This is a genomic window from Bradyrhizobium liaoningense (assembly GCF_018130825.1).
In the GTDB taxonomy this organism is placed as follows: domain Bacteria; phylum Pseudomonadota; class Alphaproteobacteria; order Rhizobiales; family Xanthobacteraceae; genus Bradyrhizobium; species Bradyrhizobium liaoningense_B.
On sequence record NZ_JAFCJS010000001.1, the window covers coordinates 547,937 to 573,290 of the forward strand.

At 60.0% G+C, this 25,354-nt stretch carries 31 protein-coding genes and 1 tRNA gene; 22 read left to right on the forward strand and 10 right to left on the reverse strand.

Annotated features, from left to right (window positions below; genetic code table 11):
• Nucleotides 1–52: 52 nt before the first annotated feature.
• Nucleotides 53–310: a hypothetical protein gene (locus tag JQ603_RS02675; RefSeq protein ID WP_245003356.1), complete on the forward strand. Its 258-nt coding sequence runs from the start codon at nucleotides 53–55 to the stop codon at nucleotides 308–310.
• Nucleotides 311–338: 28 nt separating this feature from the next.
• Here JQ603_RS02675 and JQ603_RS02680 read toward each other — a convergent pair whose 3' ends face one another.
• Nucleotides 339–509, reverse strand: coding sequence for a hypothetical protein (locus tag JQ603_RS02680; protein ID WP_212336255.1), 171 nt, complete (start codon nucleotides 507–509; stop codon nucleotides 339–341).
• 268 nt (nucleotides 510–777) lie between these two features.
• Between JQ603_RS02680 and JQ603_RS02685 the strand changes: the two genes are divergently transcribed.
• The 14 genes from JQ603_RS02685 to JQ603_RS02750 all read left to right on the forward strand — a co-directional run bounded on the left by JQ603_RS02685 (nucleotide 778) and on the right by JQ603_RS02750 (nucleotide 10,012).
• Nucleotides 778–1,443, forward strand: coding sequence for a hypothetical protein (locus JQ603_RS02685; RefSeq protein ID WP_212336258.1), 666 nt, complete (start codon nucleotides 778–780; stop codon nucleotides 1,441–1,443).
• Between the two features lie 475 nt (nucleotides 1,444–1,918).
• A complete protein-coding gene (locus tag JQ603_RS02690; protein ID WP_212336260.1) occupies nucleotides 1,919–2,104 on the forward strand; it encodes a hypothetical protein in 186 nt (61 codons plus the stop codon).
• Between the two features lie 987 nt (nucleotides 2,105–3,091).
• Entirely contained in the window at nucleotides 3,092–4,354 is a 1,263-nt protein-coding gene (locus JQ603_RS02695; RefSeq protein WP_245003357.1) for a tyrosine-type recombinase/integrase, read from the forward strand.
• A gap of 192 nt (nucleotides 4,355–4,546) precedes the next feature.
• Nucleotides 4,547–4,780: a helix-turn-helix transcriptional regulator gene (locus JQ603_RS02700; RefSeq protein ID WP_212336262.1), complete on the forward strand. Its 234-nt coding sequence runs from the start codon at nucleotides 4,547–4,549 to the stop codon at nucleotides 4,778–4,780.
• Nucleotides 4,777–5,325 carry a ParB N-terminal domain-containing protein gene (locus JQ603_RS02705; RefSeq protein ID WP_212336264.1) on the forward strand — a complete coding sequence of 183 codons (549 nt, stop codon included), beginning with the start codon at nucleotides 4,777–4,779 and terminating at the stop codon, nucleotides 5,323–5,325. Before JQ603_RS02700 ends, JQ603_RS02705 begins: the two co-directional genes overlap by 4 nt.
• 189 nt (nucleotides 5,326–5,514) lie before the next feature.
• Nucleotides 5,515–5,862 (forward strand): hypothetical protein, encoded by a 348-nt coding sequence (locus tag JQ603_RS02710; RefSeq protein WP_212336266.1) that lies wholly within the window; start codon nucleotides 5,515–5,517, stop codon nucleotides 5,860–5,862.
• Nucleotides 5,846–6,082, forward strand: a complete 237-nt coding sequence (locus JQ603_RS02715) for a hypothetical protein (protein ID WP_212336268.1) — start codon at nucleotides 5,846–5,848, stop codon at nucleotides 6,080–6,082. The genes JQ603_RS02710 and JQ603_RS02715 overlap by 17 nt, the downstream gene beginning before the upstream one ends.
• Nucleotides 6,079–6,543: a hypothetical protein gene (locus JQ603_RS02720; protein WP_212336270.1), complete on the forward strand. Its 465-nt coding sequence runs from the start codon at nucleotides 6,079–6,081 to the stop codon at nucleotides 6,541–6,543. Before JQ603_RS02715 ends, JQ603_RS02720 begins: the two co-directional genes overlap by 4 nt.
• On the forward strand, nucleotides 6,536–6,721 hold the full coding sequence (locus tag JQ603_RS02725) for a hypothetical protein (RefSeq protein WP_212336272.1): 186 nt from the start codon (nucleotides 6,536–6,538) through the stop codon (nucleotides 6,719–6,721). Before JQ603_RS02720 ends, JQ603_RS02725 begins: the two co-directional genes overlap by 8 nt.
• A gap of 31 nt (nucleotides 6,722–6,752) precedes the next feature.
• Nucleotides 6,753–7,034, forward strand: coding sequence for a hypothetical protein (locus tag JQ603_RS02730; protein WP_212336274.1), 282 nt, complete (start codon nucleotides 6,753–6,755; stop codon nucleotides 7,032–7,034).
• A gap of 3 nt (nucleotides 7,035–7,037) precedes the next feature.
• Entirely contained in the window at nucleotides 7,038–7,445 is a 408-nt protein-coding gene (locus JQ603_RS02735) for a hypothetical protein (protein WP_212336276.1), read from the forward strand.
• A gap of 360 nt (nucleotides 7,446–7,805) precedes the next feature.
• On the forward strand, nucleotides 7,806–9,485 hold the full coding sequence (locus JQ603_RS02740; RefSeq protein ID WP_212336278.1) for a DNA primase family protein: 1,680 nt from the start codon (nucleotides 7,806–7,808) through the stop codon (nucleotides 9,483–9,485).
• Nucleotides 9,485–9,673 (forward strand): hypothetical protein, encoded by a 189-nt coding sequence (locus JQ603_RS02745; protein WP_212336280.1) that lies wholly within the window; start codon nucleotides 9,485–9,487, stop codon nucleotides 9,671–9,673. Before JQ603_RS02740 ends, JQ603_RS02745 begins: the two co-directional genes overlap by 1 nt.
• 3 nt (nucleotides 9,674–9,676) lie before the next feature.
• Nucleotides 9,677–10,012 (forward strand): hypothetical protein, encoded by a 336-nt coding sequence (locus JQ603_RS02750; RefSeq protein ID WP_212336282.1) that lies wholly within the window; start codon nucleotides 9,677–9,679, stop codon nucleotides 10,010–10,012.
• On the opposite strand, the gene JQ603_RS02755 is transcribed toward JQ603_RS02750, so the two are convergent.
• Both JQ603_RS02755 and JQ603_RS02760 read right to left on the reverse strand, forming a co-directional pair.
• Complete coding sequence (locus tag JQ603_RS02755; protein WP_212336284.1) at nucleotides 9,999–10,604, reverse strand: GIY-YIG nuclease family protein; 606 nt, start codon at nucleotides 10,602–10,604, stop codon at nucleotides 9,999–10,001. The genes JQ603_RS02750 and JQ603_RS02755 overlap by 14 nt on opposite strands.
• A gap of 36 nt (nucleotides 10,605–10,640) precedes the next feature.
• Nucleotides 10,641–11,192: a recombinase family protein gene (locus tag JQ603_RS02760; RefSeq protein ID WP_212336286.1), complete on the reverse strand. Its 552-nt coding sequence runs from the start codon at nucleotides 11,190–11,192 to the stop codon at nucleotides 10,641–10,643.
• Nucleotides 11,193–11,533: 341 nt separating this feature from the next.
• Here JQ603_RS02760 and JQ603_RS02765 point away from each other — a divergent pair, with 341 nt between their 5' ends.
• The gene (locus JQ603_RS02765) at nucleotides 11,534–12,550 is read left to right on the forward strand and encodes a hypothetical protein (RefSeq protein WP_212336288.1); all 1,017 of its coding nucleotides are present in this window, start codon (nucleotides 11,534–11,536) and stop codon (nucleotides 12,548–12,550) included.
• A gap of 127 nt (nucleotides 12,551–12,677) precedes the next feature.
• On the opposite strand, the gene JQ603_RS02770 is transcribed toward JQ603_RS02765, so the two are convergent.
• A complete protein-coding gene (locus JQ603_RS02770; RefSeq protein WP_212336290.1) occupies nucleotides 12,678–13,529 on the reverse strand; it encodes a hypothetical protein in 852 nt (283 codons plus the stop codon).
• Between the two features lie 99 nt (nucleotides 13,530–13,628).
• Here JQ603_RS02770 and JQ603_RS02775 point away from each other — a divergent pair, with 99 nt between their 5' ends.
• The 5 genes from JQ603_RS02775 to JQ603_RS02795 all read left to right on the forward strand — a co-directional run bounded on the left by JQ603_RS02775 (nucleotide 13,629) and on the right by JQ603_RS02795 (nucleotide 17,260).
• Nucleotides 13,629–13,853 (forward strand): helix-turn-helix domain-containing protein, encoded by a 225-nt coding sequence (locus tag JQ603_RS02775; protein ID WP_212336292.1) that lies wholly within the window; start codon nucleotides 13,629–13,631, stop codon nucleotides 13,851–13,853.
• Nucleotides 13,854–13,904: 51 nt separating this feature from the next.
• On the forward strand, nucleotides 13,905–14,138 hold the full coding sequence (locus JQ603_RS02780; protein ID WP_212336294.1) for a hypothetical protein: 234 nt from the start codon (nucleotides 13,905–13,907) through the stop codon (nucleotides 14,136–14,138).
• 164 nt (nucleotides 14,139–14,302) lie between these two features.
• A complete protein-coding gene (locus tag JQ603_RS02785; protein ID WP_212336296.1) occupies nucleotides 14,303–15,052 on the forward strand; it encodes a tetratricopeptide repeat protein in 750 nt (249 codons plus the stop codon).
• Nucleotides 15,053–15,058: 6 nt separating this feature from the next.
• Entirely contained in the window at nucleotides 15,059–15,787 is a 729-nt protein-coding gene (locus JQ603_RS02790) for an HNH endonuclease (RefSeq protein WP_212336298.1), read from the forward strand.
• A gap of 93 nt (nucleotides 15,788–15,880) precedes the next feature.
• A complete protein-coding gene (locus tag JQ603_RS02795; protein ID WP_212336300.1) occupies nucleotides 15,881–17,260 on the forward strand; it encodes a PIN domain-containing protein in 1,380 nt (459 codons plus the stop codon).
• Between the two features lie 53 nt (nucleotides 17,261–17,313).
• On the opposite strand, the gene JQ603_RS02800 is transcribed toward JQ603_RS02795, so the two are convergent.
• The 5 genes from JQ603_RS02800 to JQ603_RS02820 form a co-directional block, all read right to left on the reverse strand.
• Nucleotides 17,314–18,291 carry a hypothetical protein gene (locus JQ603_RS02800; protein ID WP_212336302.1) on the reverse strand — a complete coding sequence of 326 codons (978 nt, stop codon included), beginning with the start codon at nucleotides 18,289–18,291 and terminating at the stop codon, nucleotides 17,314–17,316.
• A gap of 8 nt (nucleotides 18,292–18,299) precedes the next feature.
• A complete protein-coding gene (locus tag JQ603_RS02805; protein ID WP_212336304.1) occupies nucleotides 18,300–19,034 on the reverse strand; it encodes a hypothetical protein in 735 nt (244 codons plus the stop codon).
• A 136-nt stretch (nucleotides 19,035–19,170) separates the two neighbouring features.
• Nucleotides 19,171–19,246 (reverse strand) — tRNA-Lys (locus JQ603_RS02810).
• Nucleotides 19,247–19,573: 327 nt separating this feature from the next.
• A complete protein-coding gene (locus tag JQ603_RS02815) occupies nucleotides 19,574–22,243 on the reverse strand; it encodes a glycosyltransferase (RefSeq protein WP_212336306.1) in 2,670 nt (889 codons plus the stop codon).
• A 217-nt stretch (nucleotides 22,244–22,460) separates the two neighbouring features.
• Nucleotides 22,461–23,054: a beta-1-3, beta-1-6-glucan biosynthesis protein gene (locus JQ603_RS02820; RefSeq protein WP_212336308.1), complete on the reverse strand. Its 594-nt coding sequence runs from the start codon at nucleotides 23,052–23,054 to the stop codon at nucleotides 22,461–22,463.
• 326 nt (nucleotides 23,055–23,380) lie between these two features.
• On the opposite strand from JQ603_RS02820, the gene JQ603_RS02825 reads away from it, so the two are divergent.
• Complete coding sequence (locus JQ603_RS02825) at nucleotides 23,381–24,940, forward strand: beta-(1-6) glucans synthase (protein WP_271581102.1); 1,560 nt, start codon at nucleotides 23,381–23,383, stop codon at nucleotides 24,938–24,940.
• On the opposite strand, the gene JQ603_RS02830 is transcribed toward JQ603_RS02825, so the two are convergent.
• Complete coding sequence (locus JQ603_RS02830) at nucleotides 24,900–25,280, reverse strand: hypothetical protein (RefSeq protein ID WP_080138510.1); 381 nt, start codon at nucleotides 25,278–25,280, stop codon at nucleotides 24,900–24,902. The genes JQ603_RS02825 and JQ603_RS02830 overlap by 41 nt on opposite strands.
• Nucleotides 25,281–25,354 lie beyond the last annotated feature (74 nt).

Sequence of the window (25,354 nt, forward strand, 5' to 3'; positions counted from 1 at the left end):
CGGTTTCAAATAGGCGCCGCATCAGATTGCGGCGGGATGGCTGGCGCATCACATGAAGCCGGACCGTTGCCCGATCGGAACCGATACGATGCGCGCCTTACTGGCCATGGGCCTTTTGATCGTCCTGTGCGCCGCTGCGGACGCTGCAGCGGCGCGTGACTCACGCATGCGTCCTCCGCGCGATCCCGCGGCCGACCGTCCCGGCGCGGATATGCATCCCCGGGCGCGCTTCGCGGTCCCGGGCTGGAGCGATGAAGCCACGCAGCGCTGGCTGAATAACGCCTCGTCCAATGTCGGCCGTGGCGGATAGCTGGTGCAGAGCAACTGAGGCAGGGCGGTTAGGCGGCCTGCTCCTCGAATGAGGTGTAGACCCGGCCGTTTGGATCAACGATCTGGACGTCCCAGCACCCGTCCGCGACGAGCTCCCTGGCTTTCTTCAGGGCGGCCGCGAGCGACAGCCGCTTGAGGCTGACGACGCCTGCCGTGTCGAAACCGTTGATTTCGAACATGCCGTTCCTCCCATTTTCCTGAATCCTACATCATCTGAGGGCGTTGTCTGCAGCTTTTGTCGCGCCTCGAAGCAGGTGCCCATTCCTGGTTCCATCGCATTGACCCCGTAATCGGCCGGGGTAGATGGGCCCGTCGGCCGGTCAGGCCGCTAACGTGGAATTAATCAGAAAAGCTCACAATTTTAGGCAGTTGTGTATGGGTGCTGCGTAAAGGAGGCGTCGCGACGACGTTCCGGCGACGGCTTCCTTTTGCTCGCTCATGAGGTCAATGCTGATGACCACGACATCCGAAGCGCAGGGCCTTGTCGAACAACTCGACCCCGCAGCACTTGCAGCCGCCGCAGCCCCCGAACCCGAAGCCCCCGAAATTCCTGTGCCGACCAGGCGGTCGAGCCGCAAATCGATCCTGGCCCTGTCGGTGTGTGCCCTCGCCATCAACGGTTCGGCGGCCGTCTACACATGGCCGTCCGATCTTCCGTCGCTGAATGTCCGCAAGTTCGCCGAACTTTTTCCACGCCCGGAATCGTCCGCGCCAAAGCCGGATCCGGTCGTCGCTGCGTTGAAGGATATTCAGTCGACCCAGCAGCAACACACGGCGTCACTGCAGGAGAGCAACAACGCCTTGCAGCAAAATGCAGCTTTGCTGCAGCAGGATTCAATGGTGCTCCTGTCCCTGAGACAGAGCATCACGGACGAGCGGGTCGATGTGAGGAAGATATCTTCGCAGCTGTCTACGCTGATCGCGAAGGTCGACTCGCTGCAAAATGTGATGATGTCGGACGTGACGTCCTCCATTCGTCGAGCGAATGCGCGCTATGGACTGTCTGCAGCGATGCGCAAACGGCTGGCGCGGGAATCGAAGCCCTTAGGGCCTGTTTCGGTTGGAGGAGCCCCGCTGAGCGTGCCGGCCGCGCCGCCGGCTCCGGAGAGCTGAAGGCGGGTCAAGCGGATCGCCTGGCACTGTGCCCGCGCCAAACCGGCGCCGCCGGACGACCCGGGGCTCGCCTGTTTCAGGCCCGGTGCGCTTCCTCTGTCTTTCAACTTTCGACCGCTGAACCGGATCCGGTATGCTCGTTCTGCTTTTCCTTTGATCGGGAAAAACAGGCATTATGCCGCGCGATGTTCCCGTCCGGAACACATCGCCGAATGTGCTGAAGCGAACAGAGCAGCGCTTCGATCTATGAGTAAGCTCGCATCTGCTCGGCCTTAAGGTCGAGCGCCTCCGGCGGCCCCGGCCTTACCCCCATTAGCCCCCCACGGCCGGGGCCGTCTTGCGGCTCAGTTGCGTCAGCGGTGAGGGGCCTTCGCCAAGTCTTCCCCCGCAAGCAGGTCTTCGTCCGCAAGCTGGATTGACTCTGCAGTTTCCCTATCCAACTATTCGGGAAAAAGTGGCAATTGGGCAATGGGCGATGAAAGACTACCAGGCTCAGCTAGAGAAGTTGCGGACGGACGCGGCCGAGTGCGCACTGATCCGCGATCTTGCGACCGACAAAGCCAAGCGCGAGCTGTTTGATCGGCTGGCCAATCATCTGACTGTGCTCGCGGAACACATCGAGCTGGCGATGCTGGAGCGACAGAAAGGCGCCGGAACGTAAGGCACCTTCGGCAGCCGGGTGGATGGCCGAGGGCGGGGGTTACCGCGTCGGAGATGCCTTCCATCCGTAAGACGGACGTGCGATTTGGCCGGTGACGTCGAGATCCTTCTCGTCAGAGAGGCGCCAGGCTGCCACCCCGAAGCAGACGGTCAGAACGACGGCGGCCACTAGCAGCAGCATCGATAGAAACTGGCTCACACCTACACCCCTGAACGCGACGCATGAGCGGAGCGACCACGGAACGTCGATTCGGAAAATGCAGACGCGCTGACCCATCGCCGATTTTCCCCCATCACTCACACCGGACCAAAAGCGCTCACGAGTCCGATCGTGATTGGGACCAGCGCTACGACAGTCCAGAGGACGGGTGAACCGGAGGAAAGGCCAGCGATGAGTATCCAGGCACCGAAGCCCACGAGGAGCGCCGAGATGGCATAGGCAAGAGCTTTTTCCATCGTTCGATCCACGAGCAGCATAGGACCGATTGCGACAGTAAGATTCCCCGCGCTTGGAAATGTTCCTATTCCTATGCGCCGCGGCGAGCGCGAAGGATGGGGCGGGGGCAACACGCTTAAGCACGCCGATGTTCGTTACCGGACCGGCGATGAAAGCGCTCTGTCAGTTCTCTATCGAATAGCCAGGGTGATAAGTCAGGCGTGCAGGTACTCTCGACCTCGACGGTGCGCATCTTGCAGCCGCATCCCAAGCTCGATTGCTGGCAAGCAAAATGGGCAGGCGCCGGCGATCGGGTTGCTGATCTTTTTGGTGAGCGCGCTGGGGCTCGAACCCAGGACCCCGTGATTAAAAGTTATGGTCCTGGCGATTTGCAGGGGAGCGCGCCCAAGCGCATCGGGTCGCAGAGGATCGCTATAAGTCATTGAATTAAGAACAAATTATAGTGGCGAGCAATTGCCTTTCGGCTCCGGGAAGCGCATCATAGCGCGTGCACATGTACCTAAAAGGTACGCTAAAGGTACGGGGCCGCACTTGCCAAAACGTTCGCTGACAGACCGCTTTTGCGCCCACGCCAAGGCGGCGGAAGGCGACGTGCAGACCGACTATTTCGATGAGGACTACCCCGGCCTTGCGCTGCGAGTGAGCCAGTCAGGCGCGAAGTCTTGGACCTACCTTTTCACATGGTCCGGCAAGCGCGTCCGGATGACATTCGGGACGTATCCGGCCATATCGCTGGCTAGTGCGCACACCCGCGCCGATGAGGCCCGGGCCGATCTGGAGGCCGATCCGCCCCGTGACCCCCGTGCCGCCAAGGCCGGGAACGTCAATGCCGTACTGGACGCCTTCGTTAAGCGTCACGTCAGCAAGCTCCGCAGTGCCGACCAAATCACGCGAGCCTTTGACGCCTACGTCCGTCCCCGGCTGGGGGACAAATCGATCTATGACCTAAAGCGCCGCGACGTTGTCGAGATGCTGGACGCCGTGGAGGACGAAGCCGGCCCGGTCATGGCCGATCGCGTCCTGGCCCACGTTCGGAAGGCATTCAATTGGCAGGCCGCGCGGGACGATGACTTCAAGTCCCCGATCGTCCGGGGCATGGCCCGTACCAAGCCCAAAGAGCGATCGCGCAAGCGCATCCTTGCGGATGATGAAATCCGCGACGTATGGGCCGCTCTGGACACCGCGCCCGACTTGCCGGCCTGCTACCCGGCCTACGTCCGCTCGCTCTTGCTGTGCGCGACCCGCCGCAACGAGTCGGCCGGGATGAACTCGGCCGAGCTAGATGGCGACCTGTGGACGATCCCGGGCGAGCGGTACAAGAACAAGCTGGACCATGTGATTCCGCTCAGCCGGCAGGCTAGGGCGCTCATCGGGGCCAAGCCCGAGGGCTTCGAAGGCAACTCGTGGTTCGTTTTCTCAAGTGCGACCGGGGGCAACATCGCCGGAAAGAAGCCGTTCAGTGGCTTCGCGAAGGCGAAGAAAGCGCTGGATGCAGAGATTACCAAGATCAGGAAGGGCGAGGGCAGGGACCCAATGCCCCGATGGACCCTACACGATCTGCGCCGCACCGCCCGCTCGCTGATGTCTCGCGCCAAGGTCCCGGCCGACCATGCCGAGCGGGCTTTGGGCCATGTGATCGGGGGCGTTCGCGAGACCTACGACCGATATGAATACCTCGATGAAAAGCGCGCGGCGTTCGCGGCGCTGGCCGGCTTGGTCGATCGCATCGTGAGCGGGCGGCCCATGGCACTGAGGCTGGTGCGGGTGACTCGCGAGGCCGAAGCGACCGCTTAGCCGCGCCTTTGGCCGATCACGTTCGGGTGAGGTCTCTAGTGGTGCTCTGGCGAGGGGATTGACTTCGCCATTCCGTTTCTTGCGACCGCATGCCAAGCTTGCGTCCACGATGCCCTAAGGCAAAAGCAGCCACCATCCGAAGTACGCTTCGGAATTAAGTAGGGCTCACCACACGAGAACGGAGAGTGCCTTATGCACGCGCTTGAACAGCGCGGGGCAGTTGCTGCCTTGCGCAATGATGACCTGTTGGATCTTAAGACCGTCTGCGCCTTTTTCGGTGGGCTCGATGCTTCCACCATCTATCGCGGCATCGCCGCTAAGCGCTACCCGGCGCCGATCAAGGTCGGCCCCAACGCCTCGCGGTGGCTCCGCAGTGAATGCGAGGCGGCTTTGGCTGCCATGATCGCGCGGAGGGAGGCGAAATGAGCATTCTCAAACCTGGGCCTATGCCCATGCCAAGCTTCGAGTATGACTTTCATGAGCTTGCGAACGAGTATCCGCTGATTGAGGGCGACGAGTTCGATAGCCTTGTCGAAGACATCCGCAAGCACGGCATCCTTGAACCGATCATGCTCTATGCGGGCAAGATCCTTGATGGCCGCAATCGCTACCGGGCTGCCAAAGAATCCGGGCACCGCTTCACCGCATGCGATTTCAAGCACCTCCTGGGCAGCATCGATCCCGAGGAATACGTTTCTTCTCGAAACGACCACCGACGCAATCTCGACAATAAAGCAAAGCGGGCGCTGATTGAACGCAAGATCAATCGGCATCCGGACGCCAGCGATACCAAGATCGGCAAGCTCTGTTGTTGCGACAAGAAGACCGTCAAGAGCGTGCGCGATGAGATGAAGAAGCGAGTTGAGGAGTTTCGCGAAGGCTGGGCAAAGCTCAGCACCTTGCAGCGGCAGGAATTCGCCGACAGCAAGCGCGGGGAAATCCTTGCGGCGCTGGGAATTTCCCCGGCCTGAAATCTGAGAGCGAAGTGAAGGCGTTGGAGCGGACTTTCTCTCCAACGCATTTTAGGGCGCTGGGGCAATCCGCTCCGGCGCCCTTTTCGTTTGGCGCCACGTGTTCGGGCGCGTGCGCGGAATGCCGAGCGCGTTGACTTCTGCCAGCAGTTGCGGATTGCTCTAGGCACAATCAAAGGAGGTGTGTTTATGAGCAAGAATTGCGATCAATGTAGCGACCCGTTCATTCCGCGCGAGGCGAAGCAGCGCTTTTGTTGTCGGGAGTGTTCCGATGCGTGGTTCGCCAACGAACGCCGCGAAGCGGTTCGCCGCTATCGCAGCGAGAGCCCCAGCAGCTATTTCGAAATGGAGGCCGCGCGAGACGACGCCACCGCAGCGCTAGCGGGCTCAACCCAACCGATGCCATTCGCTGCGCCGGCATGGTCGCGGGATGCGGCGCTGTTGCCGCCTGAGCCCCCGCTAGGTTGGGACGTGAACGAGCTACCCGATTGCAGCGGCATTGGCGGACGGGAGGCGAGCGATGGCGATGAAGCGTAATCCCCACCAGTGCGCGACGTGGCCGGCCTGCATCTGCGGCGACAAGTGGCGCCTGTACCAAGACGCACCGGCCGACCTCTTTGAACACGAAGGCGCCGCACCAATTCTCGCCGCAACGTTGGCATGCGTCGCCAAGCGCTGCCCGGATCGCCGCTTTCGCGACCGTGCCACAGTGCAACTAATGCATCCGATCTTCGCTGAAACGGAGCGGCTGCAATGATGTTCCAACTTCTCGGTGATTGGCCCGTGCAGGGCGGCGCCGTCGTGGTCCCGGCAGACGCTGTGATTGACGGGACCCCCGCTGTGGCCAGTGGCGGTGCTGATTATGCGGCCAACGATTCGGTGACGCTTACAAATGGGGTGGTGCTGATCGTCGCCGCGATCTTCAAGGGCGCGGTCTCCGAGTGGAGGGTCAGCGACCCGGGCCAGATGATCGGTCGCCCAGCCGCCGCCGGCCCGGTTGCACAGATCAAAACCTCAGGCGCGGGCACCGGAGCCACAGCCATCTTCCCGAACTGGAACGGCGTCCCCCTTCCTATGCCGATGCCGCTCAACGCCAAGTGCCTCGACCAAGAGGCCTTTGACGCGATGGTGCGCTGGTACGAGCCCCAGAGCGATCAACTGCTGCGCCTCTTCCACTATTCCCCGAACGTCAACCCGAAAGGAGCAGTCAATGGCTGACGTAAAGCAAGTGAAGACCGAAGCAACCAAGATCAACGATCGACTACGCACGGCGCCATTGGGCCGCGAGCCCGCCGCAGTGGTGACCACGCAGCCGCTACGCACGGTTACCACCGTCTACCGCAGTGGTTCACAGAGCCAACACGGCAATCAATCGAAAGGAAACGGCAATGGCTAGGCGCAGCGGAGGCGGGGGCGGCGGCCCTAGCATGAACAAGAATGTCTCGGGCGGCGTTCGCGGTGGCAAGCCCGCAAAGGGCGTCGCGCCGTGCGGCACCATCGGCCTGCAACGGGTGACCACTAGCGGATACCGCGAGCCCAAGGTCGGGCAGCCAATATCGGTCCCGCTCGGAAACGAACTCACAACGAACGTCGGCAAGGGGGGCCCGGGCGTCGGTCGAACAGTTCACCCGACCGGCTCGCAGAGCGCAACGCCCAAAGCATCCTCAACGACCACCCCGGCCGGCTGGCCCTGGAAGAAAGGAAACTGAATCATGAACCTCAATGCCAAGACCTATGACCCGTATGAATGGATGAAGCAAATGGCGGACCCTGACACGGACGCGTGTATGCGCGATCTGATGCGGGACAACCTGCGAGCCAGCGCGGCGACGCAATCGCTGACGGGCGCGGACAAGCGCCGCCTTGCTGCCGATGCCGAAGAGCGCGAGCGGCGAGAGCGACGGCAGCATGAAACGAACAACGGCCTCGGCTGGGGTGCTTTTCGCGATGCCTCGCTGACGCTGGCCGAGTGGTGGGCACAGGAACGGCCGGGAGAGGAGTACGTACCGCATGTGGCCGCCGATGCCCGTCGCGAGGATAAAGCTCAGCGCTCAGCCGAGTACCAGCGATCGCAGAACCGGATCAATCGGCTTCCGCTCAACGGCGAGGCGAAGCGATGACCCCGGAGCGCAAGGCCGAAGTGGAGGCGCTGCTAGATGACATCCTTGGGCCAGAGCCGAAGCCCCAGCCGCCAAAGCCGGTGGTGGTGGTTGATGCTGGCGCTGTGATTCGTGACGTTGATGTTGTGGTTTCACCCCGTGATGTGAATGCGGAGCGCCGGGGTGGGGATACTGGCGTAGTGGTGCGTCGGCCGGCGCCGATGGCAGAGCCTCCGCTTCCGCCGATGCGGCCGGGCGAAGTCCGGATCGATCTCGGCGCTGCCCAACGCCAATGGGAAGTCAACCGCGCGGATCGGCTCGCAGAACGCGGACGTCGGCGCCAGCTTGACCCGTGCAACCTTGGCATTTGGGGGCCGCACGATGAGTGAGGGCGCAGCGGCCAAGGCATGGCATGGCGATGTGGAGCGCGTGGTGATTGCGCTGCGCGATGCGGGTCCTGATGCGCAACGGCTTGCCCTTGATCGGCTCGGGAAGCGATATGGAATTGAGGCCAGAGTGGCGGCAGCTGAGAAGCTAGTGCCGAAGGCCGCACCAGCGCCACCGCCCGAACCGACGAAGCCAGAGCCAGAACCGCCGCCCAAACCCGAGGCGAAGGCCCGCCCGCTCGATGCTGCACCCGTGCTCAATCCCAGCGCGCCATATGCGATTGCCGGCGAGTACATCCACCGACATTGCATGATCGGCGATGCTTGCGTGCTCTGGCATTGGCAGGGGCAGTTCTATCGCTGGGGCGGCCGAGTGTACGAAGCAATCCCCGACGAATTGATGCGGGGGCAAATCTACGGCTTTCTAAACGCAGCGATGCGAAAGGCCGGCGAGGTTCTACACCCATTCCAACCTACCCCGCGCCACGTCAACGAGGTCATCGATGCGCTCAAGAGCCGGCTTGCGCTCGGTATCGAGTGCCAACCTCCGATGTGGCTCAACGCACGCAAGAGCGCGACAGATTGGATCGTGTTTCAGAATCAGGTGGTCAACGTGATCACCGAAGAGACGCGAGAACTAACCCCGGACCTTTGGGTGCATTCGGCGCTGGGATTCGATTGGAACGCGGATGCCGAGTGTCCAGTGTGGGAAACGTTCCTGGCCCAGGTGTTTCCGAAGGCTGGCGGCGGAGTGGATGAAGAGAGCGTGCAGTTTCTCGAAGAGTTCATGGGTTACTGCATGACGGAGGAAACCAAATTCCAGAAGGGCGCGATGCTGATCGGCCCGAAGCGGTCGGGCAAAGGCACCATCTCGCGTGTATTGCAGCAGCTAGTTGGGGACCCGAGCTATGTGGGGCTTAGCTTCAATACTTGGATTCAAAGCGAAAACTCCAAAGAGTGCCTAGTCGGCAAACGTGTGGGGGTGTTCGCCGATGTTCGGTTCAAGCCCGGGAAGCAATACGGCCAGAACTATGACCCGGGCGGCATCACCCACACCAGCGCGGAATTCCTGCTCAACGTGATCGGTGAGGACACCGTGACTATTGGGCGGAAATACAAGACGCCTTGGCACGGGCAATTGCGGTTGAAGCTGATGTTGATCTCCAACGAAGTCCCCAACCTCAACGATTCCAGCGGCGTGCTTCCATCGCGGTTTATCAAGCTGCATTTCCCGGTGAGCTTCTACGGTAAGGAGGACGTGAACCTAAAGGATAAGCTCAGGGGCGAGTTATCAGGCATCGCCGTCCGGTGCGTTCGCGCCTATGGCGATCTTTGCGCACGGGGCCAGTTCGTCCAGCCCGCCAGTGCCGGCGCTCTTGAAAAGGAAATTCTCACGGCTAGCGACCCCTTCGCCGCGATGGCGCAAGCGTGCTTTGTGGCGGACTTCGATGGCCGCGCCACTCGCGAGGCATTGGTAAGCACGGCGCATATGTGGCTTGGCGTGATCGGTCGGCCGGATGAAGCGGCGCGGGTTCGCGCCAACAATATCATCAATCGGCTACGGGGCGTGACCGGGTTCGAACACATCGGCCCGGCGCCGCGCGAGCACGGTAAGACCCGCACCATCGCCGGGGTCCGCGTGCGCCCGCACAAGGAATGGAAGGAAACCCTGTGATGATCGCCGCGATGGTCCCCGAGGGCATGACCTTGCTGAACCACCAGAACCGCAGAAACCAGCAAAAGGACGTGGTTCACCAACATCAATTCCATAGAGAGACATATGGAATGCAAGATGGTGAACCACATGGTTTTGATGGTTCATGTGGTTCAGTTGGTTCAAGAGAAATAGAGAGAAGGAAGTAAGCTATGGTTGGCGATGATGATCCGGGGCACCGATATCGGTTCAAGCCCCAGTTAGATCGGCCGGTGGTTGAGGTGTTGGACGACACCGCACCCGAAGTGCTCGGCAACACCTCACTCGACTTCCTCCAAGCCGTGTACCGTTGCGCTGACCAACCGATGCATCGCCGGATGCGTGCGGCCGTCGCCGCGCTACCCTTTGAGCATCCGAAGCTCGCAGTGACTGCCGTGGTGAACGGTGAAGGCTTTGCCGCGAAGCTTGAAGCCGCGCGAGAGCGGTCTGCTAGGTTGCTCGAATTTCGAAAAGAAGAGAAAGAAAGTAAGGCCGCTAACGTTGAGTGAACTCGTATTCCTCGAATTGTTTTTTGATCGCTTTAAGGTCAGCTATCGCAAGCGTTTCCGCCGCAAATACGTCCAGCGCTGAACTGAAAGAGCAGCGAATCATCTCGACCGCGGTTTGTGCTTGACCGTCCTTGAAATAGACGCCAGCGGTTCTTTCTCCGGGGATACGTGACAAAATCTCGCGCTCTGTACGTCCCGCGTTGGACACCCACGCGCAGAGCAGAACCCGCCAATCTGAGAACCCGCCGTAGGATTCAACGATCAGTCGGTTCGCGCGCCGATCGATATCCTCCGTCGTACCGATCTTGATTACACGCCCTTCAAGCGAACCGGCGATGTAAACATACCCAGCCTGAGTTTCCCTTCGTATATATGCAATCTTCTTTGGATCACATTGGATGCAGTGTCCCGCCCTAGTCCGGAGGCGATGTCCCTGCGCTCGGCATGGTGCGCTCGTTAAGATGAATGCTTTGCCAGCCTCTTTTGCTTCCCACTCTCGGCGGCTCTTTGTCTGCCAGCGGCCGTCGTGTACTTCATCCTTCGCAATAAGATGATGTGCCAGGAAGTAAAGTTCTTCATCTGTAAATGGCATAATTTGAGACTTTTCGGGTCAAGAGTGCGCTAACGGCTACGATCTCAAGCGACTAATCGTCGTGTGACTGACCCCGAACGTCCTAGCGATATCTGTCAGCGGCTCCCCAGCCTGCCGCCGCGCCAGCGCCTCCCGCTGTTGATCCCGATTGAGCGCCGCCGGCCTCCCCATATGCACACCGCGAGCCTTCGCTCGTTCGCGCCCTTCGCCAGTCCGCGCCTTGATCAACTCGCGTTCGAACTCAGCCAACCCACCGAGCACCGTCAGCATCAATCGCCCGTGAGGGGTGGTAGTATCGGCCCAGGTATCGGCAAGGCTCTTGAACCCAGCGCCAGCCTTGGCGATCGCATCGAGCACATTGAGCAGGTCCCGTGTCGATCGGGCCAGCCGGTCCAGCCGGGTCACCACCAGCACATCACCCGGACCCAGAGCCTTAAGCGCCTGCGCTAGGGCCTTCCGGTTGCTCGCGCTGGCCCCGCTGATCTTCTCAGCGAACACCTTCACCGCCCCGGCCTCGGCCAACTGGGCCTCTTGCCCCGCCAGCGTCTGCCCCTCAGTGCTCACCCTCGCATACCCGTAGACCGTCATCGCGGCGCTCCACTTTCGTGCAAGACTTTCGCACAGTGTAACGCATTGACGAATCAACCTCAACGAGATCGTGCGTAAGTCCTAACTTTCGTGCAAGCGAAAGAAAGACAGCGCCTTGGTGCCACGCGCACGAATGCCGACGCGCTACGGTTCACGCGCCAATCGCCGCTCCGCCTATGGTGCCGCCCCGGGGTAGCCCCAAAATCTTCGCGCGCGACTTTCACCATTGCCCCTTGTGGTACGACGTGCGAATTTTGCGAAATTCACGGCCGTCGCAATCTGTCGCTATGGAGTTGCTGACCGCCATCGTCAACTAATCTCTACACGACACCGGGGACACGATGAACCTCACTGATCAGCTTCGTGAAATATTGAAGAGCGAGGGGATATTGCCCGACGACGCGGATGTGGCGAAGACGGCTACGGAACTTTTAGACGTTGTTCGTCCAAAGCTAACCGAGAAATACAGCGACAATTCAATTCGGCAGACGCTGTCTGTTTTGGCTGCCGATCCAACCTCACCAGTCGCGCGGGCTGAACGTGGGTATGGATATTATCGAAGACCTACTAATCAGCGCGTTGAGGTAGCCGAAGCTCAAGGGGAGCCGGACGGCAGTCCCCCCGAATCAGACCGCACCATAGGAAGAGAGAATCAGCGCGAGGAAAAATTTCGGGCATTCTATCTTCGGCGCGTGAGGCTGGACAATCTCTTTCCAGTCCGCATAGATCATGTAACTGCACTGCGCCAACAGGCTGGCGTAAACAGGTGGAAGTTTCCAGATGCTGTCGTGCTGACTTGGGACGTGGGCGAAAGTGCAGATACGGGCTTTGCTCTCGATCAGGCAGCTCTGGAGGTTCGACGAGGCCTAGGCGAGCAACCGTTTCGACTTACCAGTGTAGAGCTCAAGGTCGAGCTTTCTCTCTCCACCTTCAGGGAGTACTTCTTCCAGTGTGTAAGCAATTCAATGTGGGCACATTCTTCGGCCCTCGTGATTGCATGCCCCATTCTTGATGCGCTGTTGGCGAAAGAGCTTCGGCGACTTAGCTCATCTTACGGCGTAGGCATCTCTGCCTTTGATTTTACGCCAGAGCGTTTGGACGACCTTCCTGCAGCATCGAAGATTGCTTCAATGCCTGACGATGAGTTCGAACGGCTGGCTGCTGAACAACGCGAAGCGACAATCACATCCAGCAGATTAAGGCCCCAACTCGATTGGGAACACATAAAGGATTTAAAGACGCAAAGCGGAGAGTTCTCCGACATGTTCGACTGGATCGCACGCTGCCTCAAGGATGGCCGAGCCTACACGGCAGAGAACTATTTTAGCCTACGAGCGATCGAGGCGGCTGCGGGTTGAGCCAAGGCCAAGATCGATGCAATCGTGGAGTAGCGCGCCTATGAGGGGTTAAGGCCCCAAAATTCGCTCGCGCGGCTTGGGCATAGGTACCTCCGCCACGACATAGGAAATTCCAGAATACGGGACACTAAGCGTTGAGCCATTTCCAATAGCGTCGGAACGAGAAGGCGAAGCCGCGGATCACCATCGGAAATAGGAGGCTAAGCACGAATACTCCCGCGAAGGCTGCGGCTGCCATTCCTCCATTGAGCGCCAAGTATTTGGGCAAGTCCGGATAATATTCATAGTCTCCGCCCTGCTGATATTGCTCCCTCAAACGGTTGCAAACAATTTTGTTGAGAGCGTCAATTTCCCTACGACAGGGGTCGCTTCCTTCAAAACGATCCGCGAGGTTTTCTTTCTGCTGCGCGGTCAACGGTACCCACACCGAATATGTCGGGCGCGCCTTGTACGTGCCGAACGCGAACGGAGCCGCCAAGGCCCCCAAGACCGCAAGCGATAGCGCAATCTTCCGAAGACGCCCTGTACCAACGGTTGCGAACGCAGCCCAATCGGTCCGGGAAACCAACGCATCCGGGGTTTCGCCGTCCTTTCGGTCGACCGGTCTGTTATCGGCGTTAGGGACCAATGAGCGGTACAGCCCCCAGCCGGCAGCCCAATAGATTATGGATATGCTCGCTAGCACCACGATGAACCCCCGACTACTACCAGCATAAACAGCGAATGCGGCAAAGCCTAAGCTGAGGACGGCGATAGACGCGCCAACCAGATACAACGCAATGCCGATACGCCGCGCACCTTGGGAGTAATTGCCCCGAATTGTTTTGCCGACCATTGAGGATAGCCAGACAACGACCAGGCCTGTCAAAAGCCCGATAATGATGTTTAAGACCACCGAATGGCGATTTGTTGCCGCTAGGAAAATCGGACCGTCCAAAGCGAAAACGATAACAACTAGAGTTCTAACCAGCCAAACCATTAGCCGCCTCATCTGAGCAATGGCGAACCGCGCTACACTACGCGCTTTTGTCCAATATATCGAGGTGCGTATTTCGAGCAGAAATCGTCCATTCTCGCAATGGACCTCCGCGACATACTCGCCGCCAACCTCCGCCGTCTGCGCAATGAAAGGGGACTTGCGCAGGACGATCTTGCCTATGAGGCAAAGGTGAGTCGTAGCTATTTGAGCCAGCTTGAAAAAGGGGCTTTCTACGCTAGTCTGAAAATCCTTGAGAAGCTTGCAAAAGTGCTTGGCGTCGAGCCTTACGAGCTAATTGTGCCGCCAACGAAAAGGCGCCGATAGCCGAGCCGAGCGGCACGAACGGAATTGTCTAGCTTGGTGCGGGAGGGATCTGTGCCCAGGGAAAAGCGTTCGCCTGAAGCCGAAGTAATCGCCGCCTATGGCGCCGCCATGGTCGCGGCATTCCAAGTGCTCATCAATTGCCTGGAGGAAAGTGACGCGCTTTTGCCGGGACAGTTTCCCGAAGCACTCGGCGTCTACATGGAAATGGTGAAGAGTCGGAAGGGTGGCGTGAACGATATGACCCTGGCGGTGCTGCACGACATTCGGGCCGCTACATTGGACTAGCCGACCCCAGGGTAGGCCCAAAATTAAATTGCGCGGCGTCGACTATGCTCCCCTGAGAGTCGACGCGAGAAGGTTTCGAAATTTGGTCGCGACAGTTGAGTTTGTCGTCTGTGAACCGCGCATGAAGCAAGAGTGAGAGCCTCACTATGAAGCGATACACTTGGATGGTCCTGCTGTCAGTCGGCATGGCGATTGCCTCTCAAGCATTTGCTGACCCGATCGCTGATGCCGATTCGGCAGGAAAGCGAGGAGACTATACAGCTGAATTCGTTCAGGTTGGCACGCTTGCTCAGCAAGGCAACGCGAGCGCCCAAAGGCGGCTCGGGACCATGTACGCTAGCGGTCGAGGAGTACAACAAGATTACGACGAAGCTGAAAAATGGTTTCTAAAGGCAGCTGCACAAGGCGATCTCGATTCAATGTGGAATATCGGCAATATTTATCACCGCGGCCGGGGCAAGTTTCCGAAGGATTTCGGACGAGCAGAGAATTGGTACTCACGTGCAGCAGAACGTGGGCACATACTGTCGCAAACAACTCTGGCGTTCACTTACCATTCCGGGGACGGTGTTGAGAAAAACGATAGTCTCGCTGCAACCTGGTTTGAGAGGGCAGCTAACCAAGGTAGTTCGGATGCACAGTTGATGCTTGGTATCCTTTACGAGAATGGGCAGGGGGTCCCCCAAGATCGGGTCCTCGCATATAAATGGCTCAACATCGCTGCTGCGCGACCATTGCCGAAAAGGCCTCCCGATAGCGCTCAGTTTCCCGACAAAATTTCGTACGGCCTCGATGCAGTAAACCGAAAAATGGCAGCGGAAACGAGGGACCGGCTATATCGTGAGATGACGTCTGTGGAACGGGCAGAAGGACAGCGACTAACGCGAATATGGCGTGTAACGATTGAACGATAGTCACCCATGCCTAAATCAGAGCGGAATCCGAATTGGACGCGAGACGAGTTGATCTTAGCCTTGGACCTCTATTTACGTCATCAAGGCAATCCACCTGGCAAGAGCAGTAGCGAGGTCGTGAACCTTTCGAAGCTCTTGAACAAGATCAGCGGTCAATTGTCGAAAGGCAATCCAGACTTTCGCAATCCAAACGGCGTCTACATGAAGACGATGAACTTCCGCCGCTTCGATCCCGCCTACAGGGCGCAGGGCAAGAAGGGGCTGGAGAGGGGCGGAAAACTTGAAGGCGAGATATGGAATGCCTTCGCGAGCGATCACCACCTCCTGTCGGAGACGGCGACGGCCATTCGCGCAAACGTGGATGTGGGCTTACCTATCGAACCAACATCAGACACGGATAAAGATTTCGAGGCAGAGGAAGGCCGGATACTCACTCGCGTGCACCTAGCGCGCGAACGTAACCAGAAACTCGTTCAACAGAAAAAGCTTGCCGTCATCAAATCGACGGGCAAGCTAGCTTGCGAAGTATGCTTGTTCGAGTTCGAAGCCGCTTATGGAGAGCGCGGGGCGGGCTTCATAGAAGTTCATCATCTTAAGCCGATTCACACGCTTTTGCCTGGCCAGAAAACGACGCTCGGCGATCTGGCATTGCTCTGCTCAAACTGTCACCGGATGGTGCACGCTCGCAGGCCGTGGTTTACAATCGAACAACTCAGGGAGCAGTTGCAGAATTGAGAAAGCATTGATCGATAGCGCGGACACGCCCTTGGTAATTGGTGGTTATGGGTGTCCCTGCACCTGGCTCTTTGTGGGGAGAGACAATTCCAAATGATCGAGATTGGCGCCGGAACCAAAATACTCTTCATCGACACTAACGGATTTCTTCAGGTTCGAGACCTAAAGGATATACCTTGGAAGAAGCTCTTCCCATCGGCGAATGCGGTCGATGTAATGGTTGCGCCGAGTATCATTGCTGAACTGGATAGGCACAAGGTCAGCGGCAACCAGCGGCGACGCGATCGAGCCCGGCTGGCCTTACGCCAGATCGATGCCGCATCCAGCGCTCTCGATCGTGCACTGGTGCTAAGAGAAGATCCCATTCGGGTGCGCATCGTTATCTCCACGGCGCCCCGCGTCAACTGGGCTGAGCATGCGCATCTCGATCCGGGAAAAGCCGATGACCAGCTTGTAGCTGAGGCATTGTCCTTCGGTCGGGATGCTGCCGTTTTCTCACACGATACGGGTCCGCGCATTCGTGCACGAATTGCTGGGTTGGAGGCGTACGAGCCCGCAGAGGATTGGCTTCTGCCGGCTGAGCAAACGGACGATCAGCGAACAATTACCAAGCTGCAAGCCGAGCTTAAACGCGCGCTAGTCCAATTTCCTTCCATCGTTGCCGGCTTCGGCCAATTCGATAAGACCACGTCTGAAATCCACGCGATCAGACCGGTGCTCAAGCCACTCGATTCAGAGTTGGTGGACCGATTCGTGGTTGAATACCTGGGTAGGAATCCTTGCCGTGAAGTGTTTTCCACGACGTCGCCGTGGGGGATAAGCTCCCCGCTACATGACGTAACAGAACATCAAGTCGAAGAATATTATGCTGAATATGCATCATTCGAGCAGAACGTCCGTGACTATTACTCGAATCTTCACGAGCGCGTCCGAACCATGGGGGCAGTTGTTGCGATCAACTACTGGGTTAGAAATGACAGCGGTGTGGCCGCTCACGGCCTTCGGGTTGAGTTTGACCTTGAAGGCGCGGGCTCGCTGTTAGCTGACCGGGAGGAAGCATCTCCATACGTCGGCAGCACGTTGAAAATGCCGCAGCCTCCGGAGCCGCCACGTCCTTATGACTATCTCGCTAACATTCCACTCCGAGAATTCAGCGAGCCCCCGCGTGATCCAGTCGCGTTCTATTGGTTCAAGCGTCCCGAAATTGTGGCGAGCCACAGTGCTCGCCAGTGTCAGGAATTTCGTGCGACCCGAGTGTTTACCGACACCTTGCTCGTATTAACTCCGGACGACTTGCCAGCGGAGTTCGGTATTCGTTTGCACGTCGAAGCTGGGAACCTCTCTACGCCCGTGAATATTTCAGCAAAAGTCGTGGTCACAGAGGAAGCCGTCGAGTGGTCTGACCCCATAATAAAAGAGATATTCCCCGCAGACGTGTTCGAGACTTTGGCTGAACATTTACGCGGTCCTTAGGTAGTCGCATTCCGAAGCGCGGTGCGCTCAATTTGCGGCAAACACAACGATATTCACCGTAGTCGACGCTTAGCTTCATTACGATAATGCTCAAGCATCGCCCGGAGCTTGTCTTCCCAGCCCTCGCGGTGTTCGATTCGCTCGAACCCCTCTCTCTCACCTTTGAGCAGATCGATCCGGCTTTTCCGGCTGAGAGACTGCCAGTCCTCAAACATGACGTAGATCGCATTTCCATATCGGATATTTTCGAAAACGACAAAGTCGTCGCCGTATTTGGCTCCGAAGTACCGAGCAAAGCCGCTTGTGCCAGAAATGAAGTGAGTTGGCGTCAGCTTCTCAAACGTTTGGAGGCGAGAAAGAATGGTTGTCTTCTGTAGCTCTGTAGGGGCCTTCGCTCGCGCAACGAGACGTTCAGCGAACTCGCGGGGCCCAATTTGCCCTGTGGGCAGCAATTCCCAATCGACCCGAATAGTGGCGGCGTAATCCTCCATAGTCGCCGTGCTTTCAAACACGTCGGCTGTCGCAACATTCTCTTGAAGAATGTTCAAGTTGTACAATAGATCATTTTCAAAGTCTGGCGCGGACCGACTGATTACTTGGTCTATTGCAAACTTCACTATCCAAGTATCCCCTTGGTGCTCAAGCAACGTAATGGACAGTTCAACTTCTTTTGGGGGGATGAATTCGCGCTGATAGACTTCGCGAACGTGACTCACTAGATGCGTGCCGTAATAACTATCGCCCCAGTTTGGCGCGTAGAATGAGAAGGTTTTCGTCGTTTTCGGAAGGTCTTTCCGAACAATGTCTTTTCCTTCAACATTGTACTTTGAGTATTTTCCTGCCGCAGCGTGTGGCACGGCAGGCGCCGGGATCATCAACGCACCGTCGACAACTTTCAGCCCAAGATGAGAATATTTGTCGACTTCACCGGAGCGAATCCGTTTTGCGCAGGCGGCGACTACGTCATCAAGGGCGAATGTTTCCAATCGACGAAGGATCTCCGGCGGGATGCGGCGAAAGTTCTTGGGCATGAAATTCCTTAGAAATATCGAAACGTGAAGGTTTGGATGCCATCGAGAAGTCGCTCAAGTTGTTGTGACAGCTCGACTCGCCGATTGGCGGCCATTTGGGCATCCAAAGAGATTCCCTTTATCTTCCACTGATCGGGAAGCGGGGCGTCGCCGACGTCGCCGATGCTAACGAAGAAGGTTCGTCCTGGCGCTGCGCGATGCGTGAGAACGTTTCGAATTTCGCGCCACTCAATGAAGTGCCTATCGGTCAGCAGGGCGCTCATAGCCGCGTTCAACGGATCAGTAGGGAAGGCTTTCGCAAACGCTGCTGATGCGGATTGAGGAGATATCCGCTGTTGGTCCTTCGCTGTAGCAATAGGAAAGTGAGCAGGCGATAAAATCGTCCCAAGCGCGAAGACCGCGTAAAACGCAGATTCAAAGACCGAGAAGCCGTTGCTGAAGAAGCCAAACAATGACCGTTCCTGTTGATAGCGAATTGACGGTTCGGGCGCGGTGTTTGCGACCAGAGAAGCAAATGTTCGCTCCTCGTCTGTCATGGCCAAAAAGCGGTAGGCGATTGCATTCCAAGCGCCAGCAAATTGATCGTGCACGGTCGCTGATGCCGACACTTGCGCCAAGGTGCGGTCATAGACGGCATTGTAATGGTCGGTCGGAAAATCGACCGGCATCACAAGGCCATTGGTTTTTAGTGGTGAGGTGTGCCCCATAGATACTGATGGTTGCACATCTCGGAGACGGAGCATACCGCTTCCATAGTCGATACCTGCCGGCTTTGTCGGGCACCGCTCTTATTGGTCAGCGAAGCGGTCTGCGTACCTATGGCGTACCTTGGAGACTTTGACGGGCGTCCTCTTCTGACGCTAAGTCTTTGATTTAGCTTGGTGAGCGCGCTGGGGCTCGAACCCAGGACCCCGTGATTAAAAGTCACGTGCTCTACCGGCTGAGCTACGCGCTCCCATGGCCGCTGATGGCTTCGATAAAGAGATCGCCATCGTCTTCGGACATTCGAGAAGCATGTCTTGCCGCCACGCTGAACTCGCGTCGCGGGGAAAACCGGCTGTTTCCGGATCATGCTTTCGGCCCGCGCTGTGTAGGGGGAGTGGATGCGGAGGTCAATAGCGGGGGTGGTTGCCGAAACTCGCGGCAGCAGCGGGGATTTGCTTGCGGCGTCCGCACCTTAAGGAGGAATTTTCAACCCGATTGGCGGGCCGTCATCCACGCCGAACTGCCTTATGGGGCCGCCGGCGCGGGGGCTCGCCCGCGCCGCGACGTCTTGGGTCCGTCAGTTCGCCTCGCGCCGGACCTCGTTCGGCACCGGCTGCGGCGTGCCGGCGGGGGTCGGCAGGGCGACCGGGCGCAGGCCGATCAGCTCGGCGGTGCGGATCGCGCTGTCGCGCCAGAACTGGAACGAGTTGATGCGGCTGAGCTCGAGGATGGCGATCGCCACGGCGGCGAGGAACGGCAGGCTTTGCAGCACCAGCACGCCGGCGAAGACGTAGATCTCGGTGATCTGCCGGAAGCTGTTGGAGGCGACCAGCACGCCGGCGCCGATCAGGAGCAGGGTGCCGATCACGGCCTCCCAGAACGCCTGGAACTCGATCGACATCCGGCTAAGGCCGCCCTTGGAGGTGCGGGCAAAGGCGATGTGCTCAGTGATCAACCCTTGCGCCACCGCGCGCGACACCGTCCACTGTACGCTCATCGCCGCGATCATGGCGCCGAGCATCTGACCCGGCTTGATCGCGACGCGGGCGCGGTACATCGACAGGAAGTGCACCAGCGAGACGATGAAGGCGCCGATGATCGGCAGCGTCAGGATCTTGTCGGGAATGGCGATATCGGCAAAGGCGACGATCGGCACCCAGACGAGGTTGAGCAGCGCCACGACGACGCCGAGGCTTTCGGCGCCCAGCCAGTTCAGCCAGCCGAGGCCGTATTCGCGCTTCTGGTCGGAGGTCAGCCGGCTCGCGCCCGGCAGGAAGCGGCGCCAGTGCTTCTTCACGATCTGGAGGCCGCCATAGGCCCAGCGATGGCGCTGCTTCTTGAAGGCCTCGTAGGTGTCGGGCAGCAGGCCCTGGCCGTAGCGGTGGTTGGTGTAGTGCGTGACCCAGCCGAGCTCCTGGATCGCAAGGCCGAGATCGGAGTCCTCGCAGATCGTGTCGCTTGACCAGCCGCCGGCCATGTCCATCGCGGCGCGACGGATCAGGCACATCGTGCCGTGCACGATGACGGCATTGAGCTCGTTGCGCTGGACCATGCCGATGTCGAAGAAGCCGGCATATTCGCCGTTCATGATGTAGTGCATGATCGACAGGTCGCCGTCGCGATGCTCCTGCGGCGCCTGCACCAGGCCGACGCGCGGGTCGGCGAACGCCGGCACGAGGTCCTTCAGCCAGTCGGGCTCGACCACATAGTCGGCATCGAGGATGCCGATGATCTCGGCATCGACGGCGGTGCGGTCCATCGCGATCCGCAGCGCGCCGGCTTTGAAACCCTGCACCTTCTCGGCGTTGATGAACTTGAAGCGTTCACCGAGCGCGCGGCAATGGTCCTGGATCGGCTGCCAGAAGGCGGGATCGGGCGTGTTGTTGATGATGACGACGCATTCGTAGTTCGGATAGTTCAGCCGCGACAGCGCATCCAGCGTCTGCTTCAGCATGTCGACCGGCTCGAAGTATGCCGGGATGTGGATCGACACCTTCGGATAGTAGTTCTCCGGCACGTTCTCGACCGGCTTGCCCTTGGCGAGCAGCCGCTGCGGCGCGCGGCCGAAGGCGACCGCCGCGATCTCGTCGATGCGCGCCATCGCGATCAGCACCAGCGGAACAAGCAGGATCATGCCGAGCGTCAGCGCGAAGGCCGAGCCGAAGATGAAATAGTGGCTGTTCCAGAACGCGAACACGGTCGCCGTCCAGGCCCCGACGCCGTTGGCGGTCGCCGAGAGCAGGAAGGCCTGCTTCGCGGTCGGCTTTTCGAGCCGCAGGATCGGCAGCGACAGGAGGACGCCGACCAGGAGCGCGATTCCCATCAGCTTCCAGTAGTCGGGGTTCTCAACCGGACCGGTCCAGGCGAATTTCGGCTCGCGGCTGGCGTCGAGGATGCCCCAATACGGACCGACGCCGCCTTCGAAGAACTTCCAGGGCTGATCGATGGCCTCGACGATGTTGTATTCCATGCCGATGGCTTCGGCGCGGCTGACGAAGTTGCGCAGGGTCAGCGCCTGCTGGAACGGACCGGGGTCGGCGTTGCGTAAGTTGTAGCCCTGGCTCGGCCAGCCGAACTCGGCGATCACGATGCGCTTGCCGGGGAACAGGTTGCGCAGCAGGTTGTAGCGGTCGACGGCCTGGTCGACCGCCTGGTCCGAGCGGAAGTTTTCCCAATAGGGCAGCACGTGGGCGGCGATGAAATCGACGTTGGAGGCAAGGTCGGGATTGTCGCGCCAGATGTTCCAGATCTCGCCGGTCGTAACGGGCACGCGGACCGAGCCCTTGACCTTCTTGATCATGTCGATGAGGTCTTCGACCTTCTGCTCGCCGCGGTAGATCACCTCGTTGCCGACCACGACGCCGACGACGTTGCTGTTCTTGCGGGCAAGCTCGATGGCGGCCTTGATCTCGCGCTCGTTGCGATCCTTGTCCTTGTCGATCCAGGCGCCGACGGTGACCTTGAGGCCGAACTCGGCCGCGATCGGCGGCACCAGCTCCACGCCGCCCGTGGACGAATAGAGGCGGATCGCCCGCGTCATCGTCGACAGTGTCTTCAGGTCGGCGCGGATTTTCTCGACGCTCGGGATGTTGTCGATGTCGGGGTGGGCCGAGCCTTCGAACGGCGCGTAGGAGACGCTGGGCAACAGACCCCTGAAATCGGGAGCGGGTTCCTTGTCGCGCAAGACTCCCCAGAGCCCAGCATGAAGCGCGGAAACGAGCAACAGAACGGCGGCGACAACGCGCATCGCGGCTAAACCAAAAGGGGCTGAGGTGGCAGGGAAGCGGATCCGACCCCGAGATCCGACCGAGTCCGCGGCAAATGGAGCATACCTCTGCCGCGCGGTTTCACAACTGTCATGGGCTCATGTCCTTATGAGGGCATGGGCTTTTCGAGCAACGCGTGGCAGTGCCAACCGCTTCTATGGCCGATCGTTCCTGAACGAGAGCTGAAACGACCAGCGGCTATTTCTGGGGCGCCGGTGTCGGGCTTGCCGCAGGCGAGGGGCTCGCAGCCGGCTGCGGGGCAGGCGCATTGCCGGCGGTCGGCGCTGCCGGCTGGGAGGCCGCGGCGGCTGCCTGCTGCGGCTGGGAGGCCGGGTTGATCCAGCAAGCATGGACACGGCTGTCCAGGGTCTCGGCGACCTTGGGATCGATCTGGCCGCCGAAGCGGGTCAGGCAGCGGAAAGCCGCCTGGATATGGCCGCCGGGGCAGCCGAAGCGGTCGTAGAGGTCGAGATGGCGGAATGCGGTATCGAGGTCATCCCGCCACATCAGCCGCACCACGCGCCGGCCGAGCCAGACGCACTCAGGATTGCCGGCCGGGCCGTTGATGACCTGGGCGGCTTCGGCGAACTCGTCGGTGCGGCGCTGGTTCTGGGCGGCGTCCTTGGCGGCATCGGCGGGCTGGGCGGCGGCCTTGCCCTGGTCGGGGGCGGGCGTGCCGCTCTGGGCGGAGGCACCATTAAGGCCGGCCAGACCAAGAAGGGCGGAGACGGCCAAGGTGGCGGCGAACTGCCGCAGGACCGCATTTCGTGACTGACGCACCCGTTGCCGCATGAATTCCCCAACTTCTCCACTGACCGCCCGCGTCAGGATCCCGCGGACGCGTCCTGATGGCGTCCAAATGGGTCTCCAATGCGGCGGAAAATTCCCGCCGAGTCCCATGACCTGTATTTCGAATTTTGTCCAGCAAAGTCACGATCCTAGGGCTCTGTCGAACGGCCGCAGGTAAATTCATTGGGGGAGCGGGGGATCCATCCGGAGTGCCCCCTTGGCAGACGGCGTGCGAGCAGGTAATCGACGGCCCTTCGCGGAGGACGGAACCGATTTCTCTTCGTACGCCACTGGCGCTTCTGCTCGTTTCACTGGGGGTGATTGCTGCCGTGTGGTGGTGGCTGGCCACGCCGATCACGCTCGCGCGCGCCCCGATCGATCCCGCCGACAAGGTTCAATGCGTCTCCTATGCGCCATTCCGCGGCGAGCAGTCGCCGCTGAACGCATGGACGCATATCGAGGCCGACCAGATCGAGCAGGATTTGCGCCAGCTCAAGGAGATCACCGACTGCGTCCGCACCTATTCCATGGAGAATGGGCTCGACCAGGTTCCGGCGATCGCCGCCAAGGTCGGCGGGCTGAAGGTGCTGCAGGGCATCTGGCTCTCCAGCAACCGCACCAAGAATTTCGAGCAGGCCGCGCTCGCCGTCCGCCTTTCGAAGGAATTCCCCGGCACCGTCACCAGCATCATCGTCGGCAACGAGGTGCTGCTGCGCGGCGAGATGACGACCGCCGACCTCGTCTCCATCATCCGCTCGGTGAAGGCGCAGGTCAGCGTCCCCGTCACCTATGCCGACGTCTGGGAATTCTGGCTGAAGAACCGCGAGGTCTATGACGCCGTCGACTTCGTCACCATCCACATCCTGCCCTATTGGGAGGATTTCCCGGTCAAGGCGAAATTCGCCGCCTCGCATGTCGAGGCGATCCGCGAGCGCATGGCGGTGGCATTCCCCGGCAAGGAGATCCTGATCGGCGAGACCGGCTGGCCGAGCGCGGGGCGCATGCGCGAGGGCGCGCTGCCGTCGCGCACCAACCAGGCGCGCGTGGTCTCGGAAATCCTGAGCCTTGCGAAGGCGCAGAAGTTTCGCGTCAACCTGATCGAGTCCTACGACCAGCCCTGGAAGCGCAAGCTCGAAGGCACCGTCGGCGGCTATTGGGGTCTCTATGATTCCGTGCGCCGGAACCTGAAATATCCGCCGGGGCAGCCGATCAGCAATTTCCCGTTCTGGAAATGGTACATGGGCGCCGGCATGGGTCTGTGCGTGCTGGTGTTCGCGGTGGCGCTGATCACGCTGCGCCGGCGGCCGTGGACGCCGCGCTTCTCGGCCTGGCTCGGTGTCGCCATCTCGGCGACGTCGGCCGGCATCCTGCTCGGCATCGGCGCCGACAAGATGTACTACGAGAGCTACGGCATCGGCGGCTGGCTGCTCTGGGGGGCGCTGCTGCTGGCCGGCATCCTGTCGCCGATCTTCTGCGCCCAGGCGATGGTGATCGGCCGCAGTCTTCCGACCTTCCTCGATCTGCTCGGCCCGCGCGAGGGCCGCAAATGGTCGAAGCTCACCGCAGTGCTCGGCCTGACGCTGGCGGTGACCGCGGTGATCGCGGCGCAGACCGCGCTCGGCTTCGTGTTCGATCCGCGCTACCACGACTTCCCCTACGCCTCGCTGACGATGGCGGTGGTGCCCTTCGCGCTATTGATGCTGAACCGTCCGCAAATCGGCCAGCGTCCGATCGCCGAAGCGGTGTTCGCCGGCGTGCTGACGCTGTCGGCGATCTACGTGCTGTTCAACGAGGGGCGCGACAACTGGCAGTCGCTGTGGACCTGCTCGATTTATCTTCTTTTCGCGCTCACGCTGTGGCGGGCGCGGGCCGAGCAAATCCAAGAATGAACAGGCCGATCGCAAGGCCCGACAGCACGACATTGTAGAGCACGATGCCAAGGCCGGCGGCGATGATGCCGACGGTCAGAAGCACGATCGACGGCCGCATCAGGTTGAGCGTCGCCACCACCAGCGCGACGATGCCGAACACCGAATTCTTGAACAGCACGGTCGACACCGCGCGCGCCTTGCAGATCAGCGTCTGCAGGCCGGCGTCGCAGGCGAGCCCGACGGTCGAGAGCTCGATGCCGAGATAGCGCAGATAAAGCGCATAGCCGACGGATGCGAAGCCGACGACGATCAGGAACTGCACCTGGTAGGGCGTGAGGCGGAAGGGCTTTTTTGTCATGGGCGCAATATGGTCGGGATGAAGGGAGGGGGCAACAGGGGAGGTGGAGGTTTTCGGCAAGTCTGCCTGAGAAA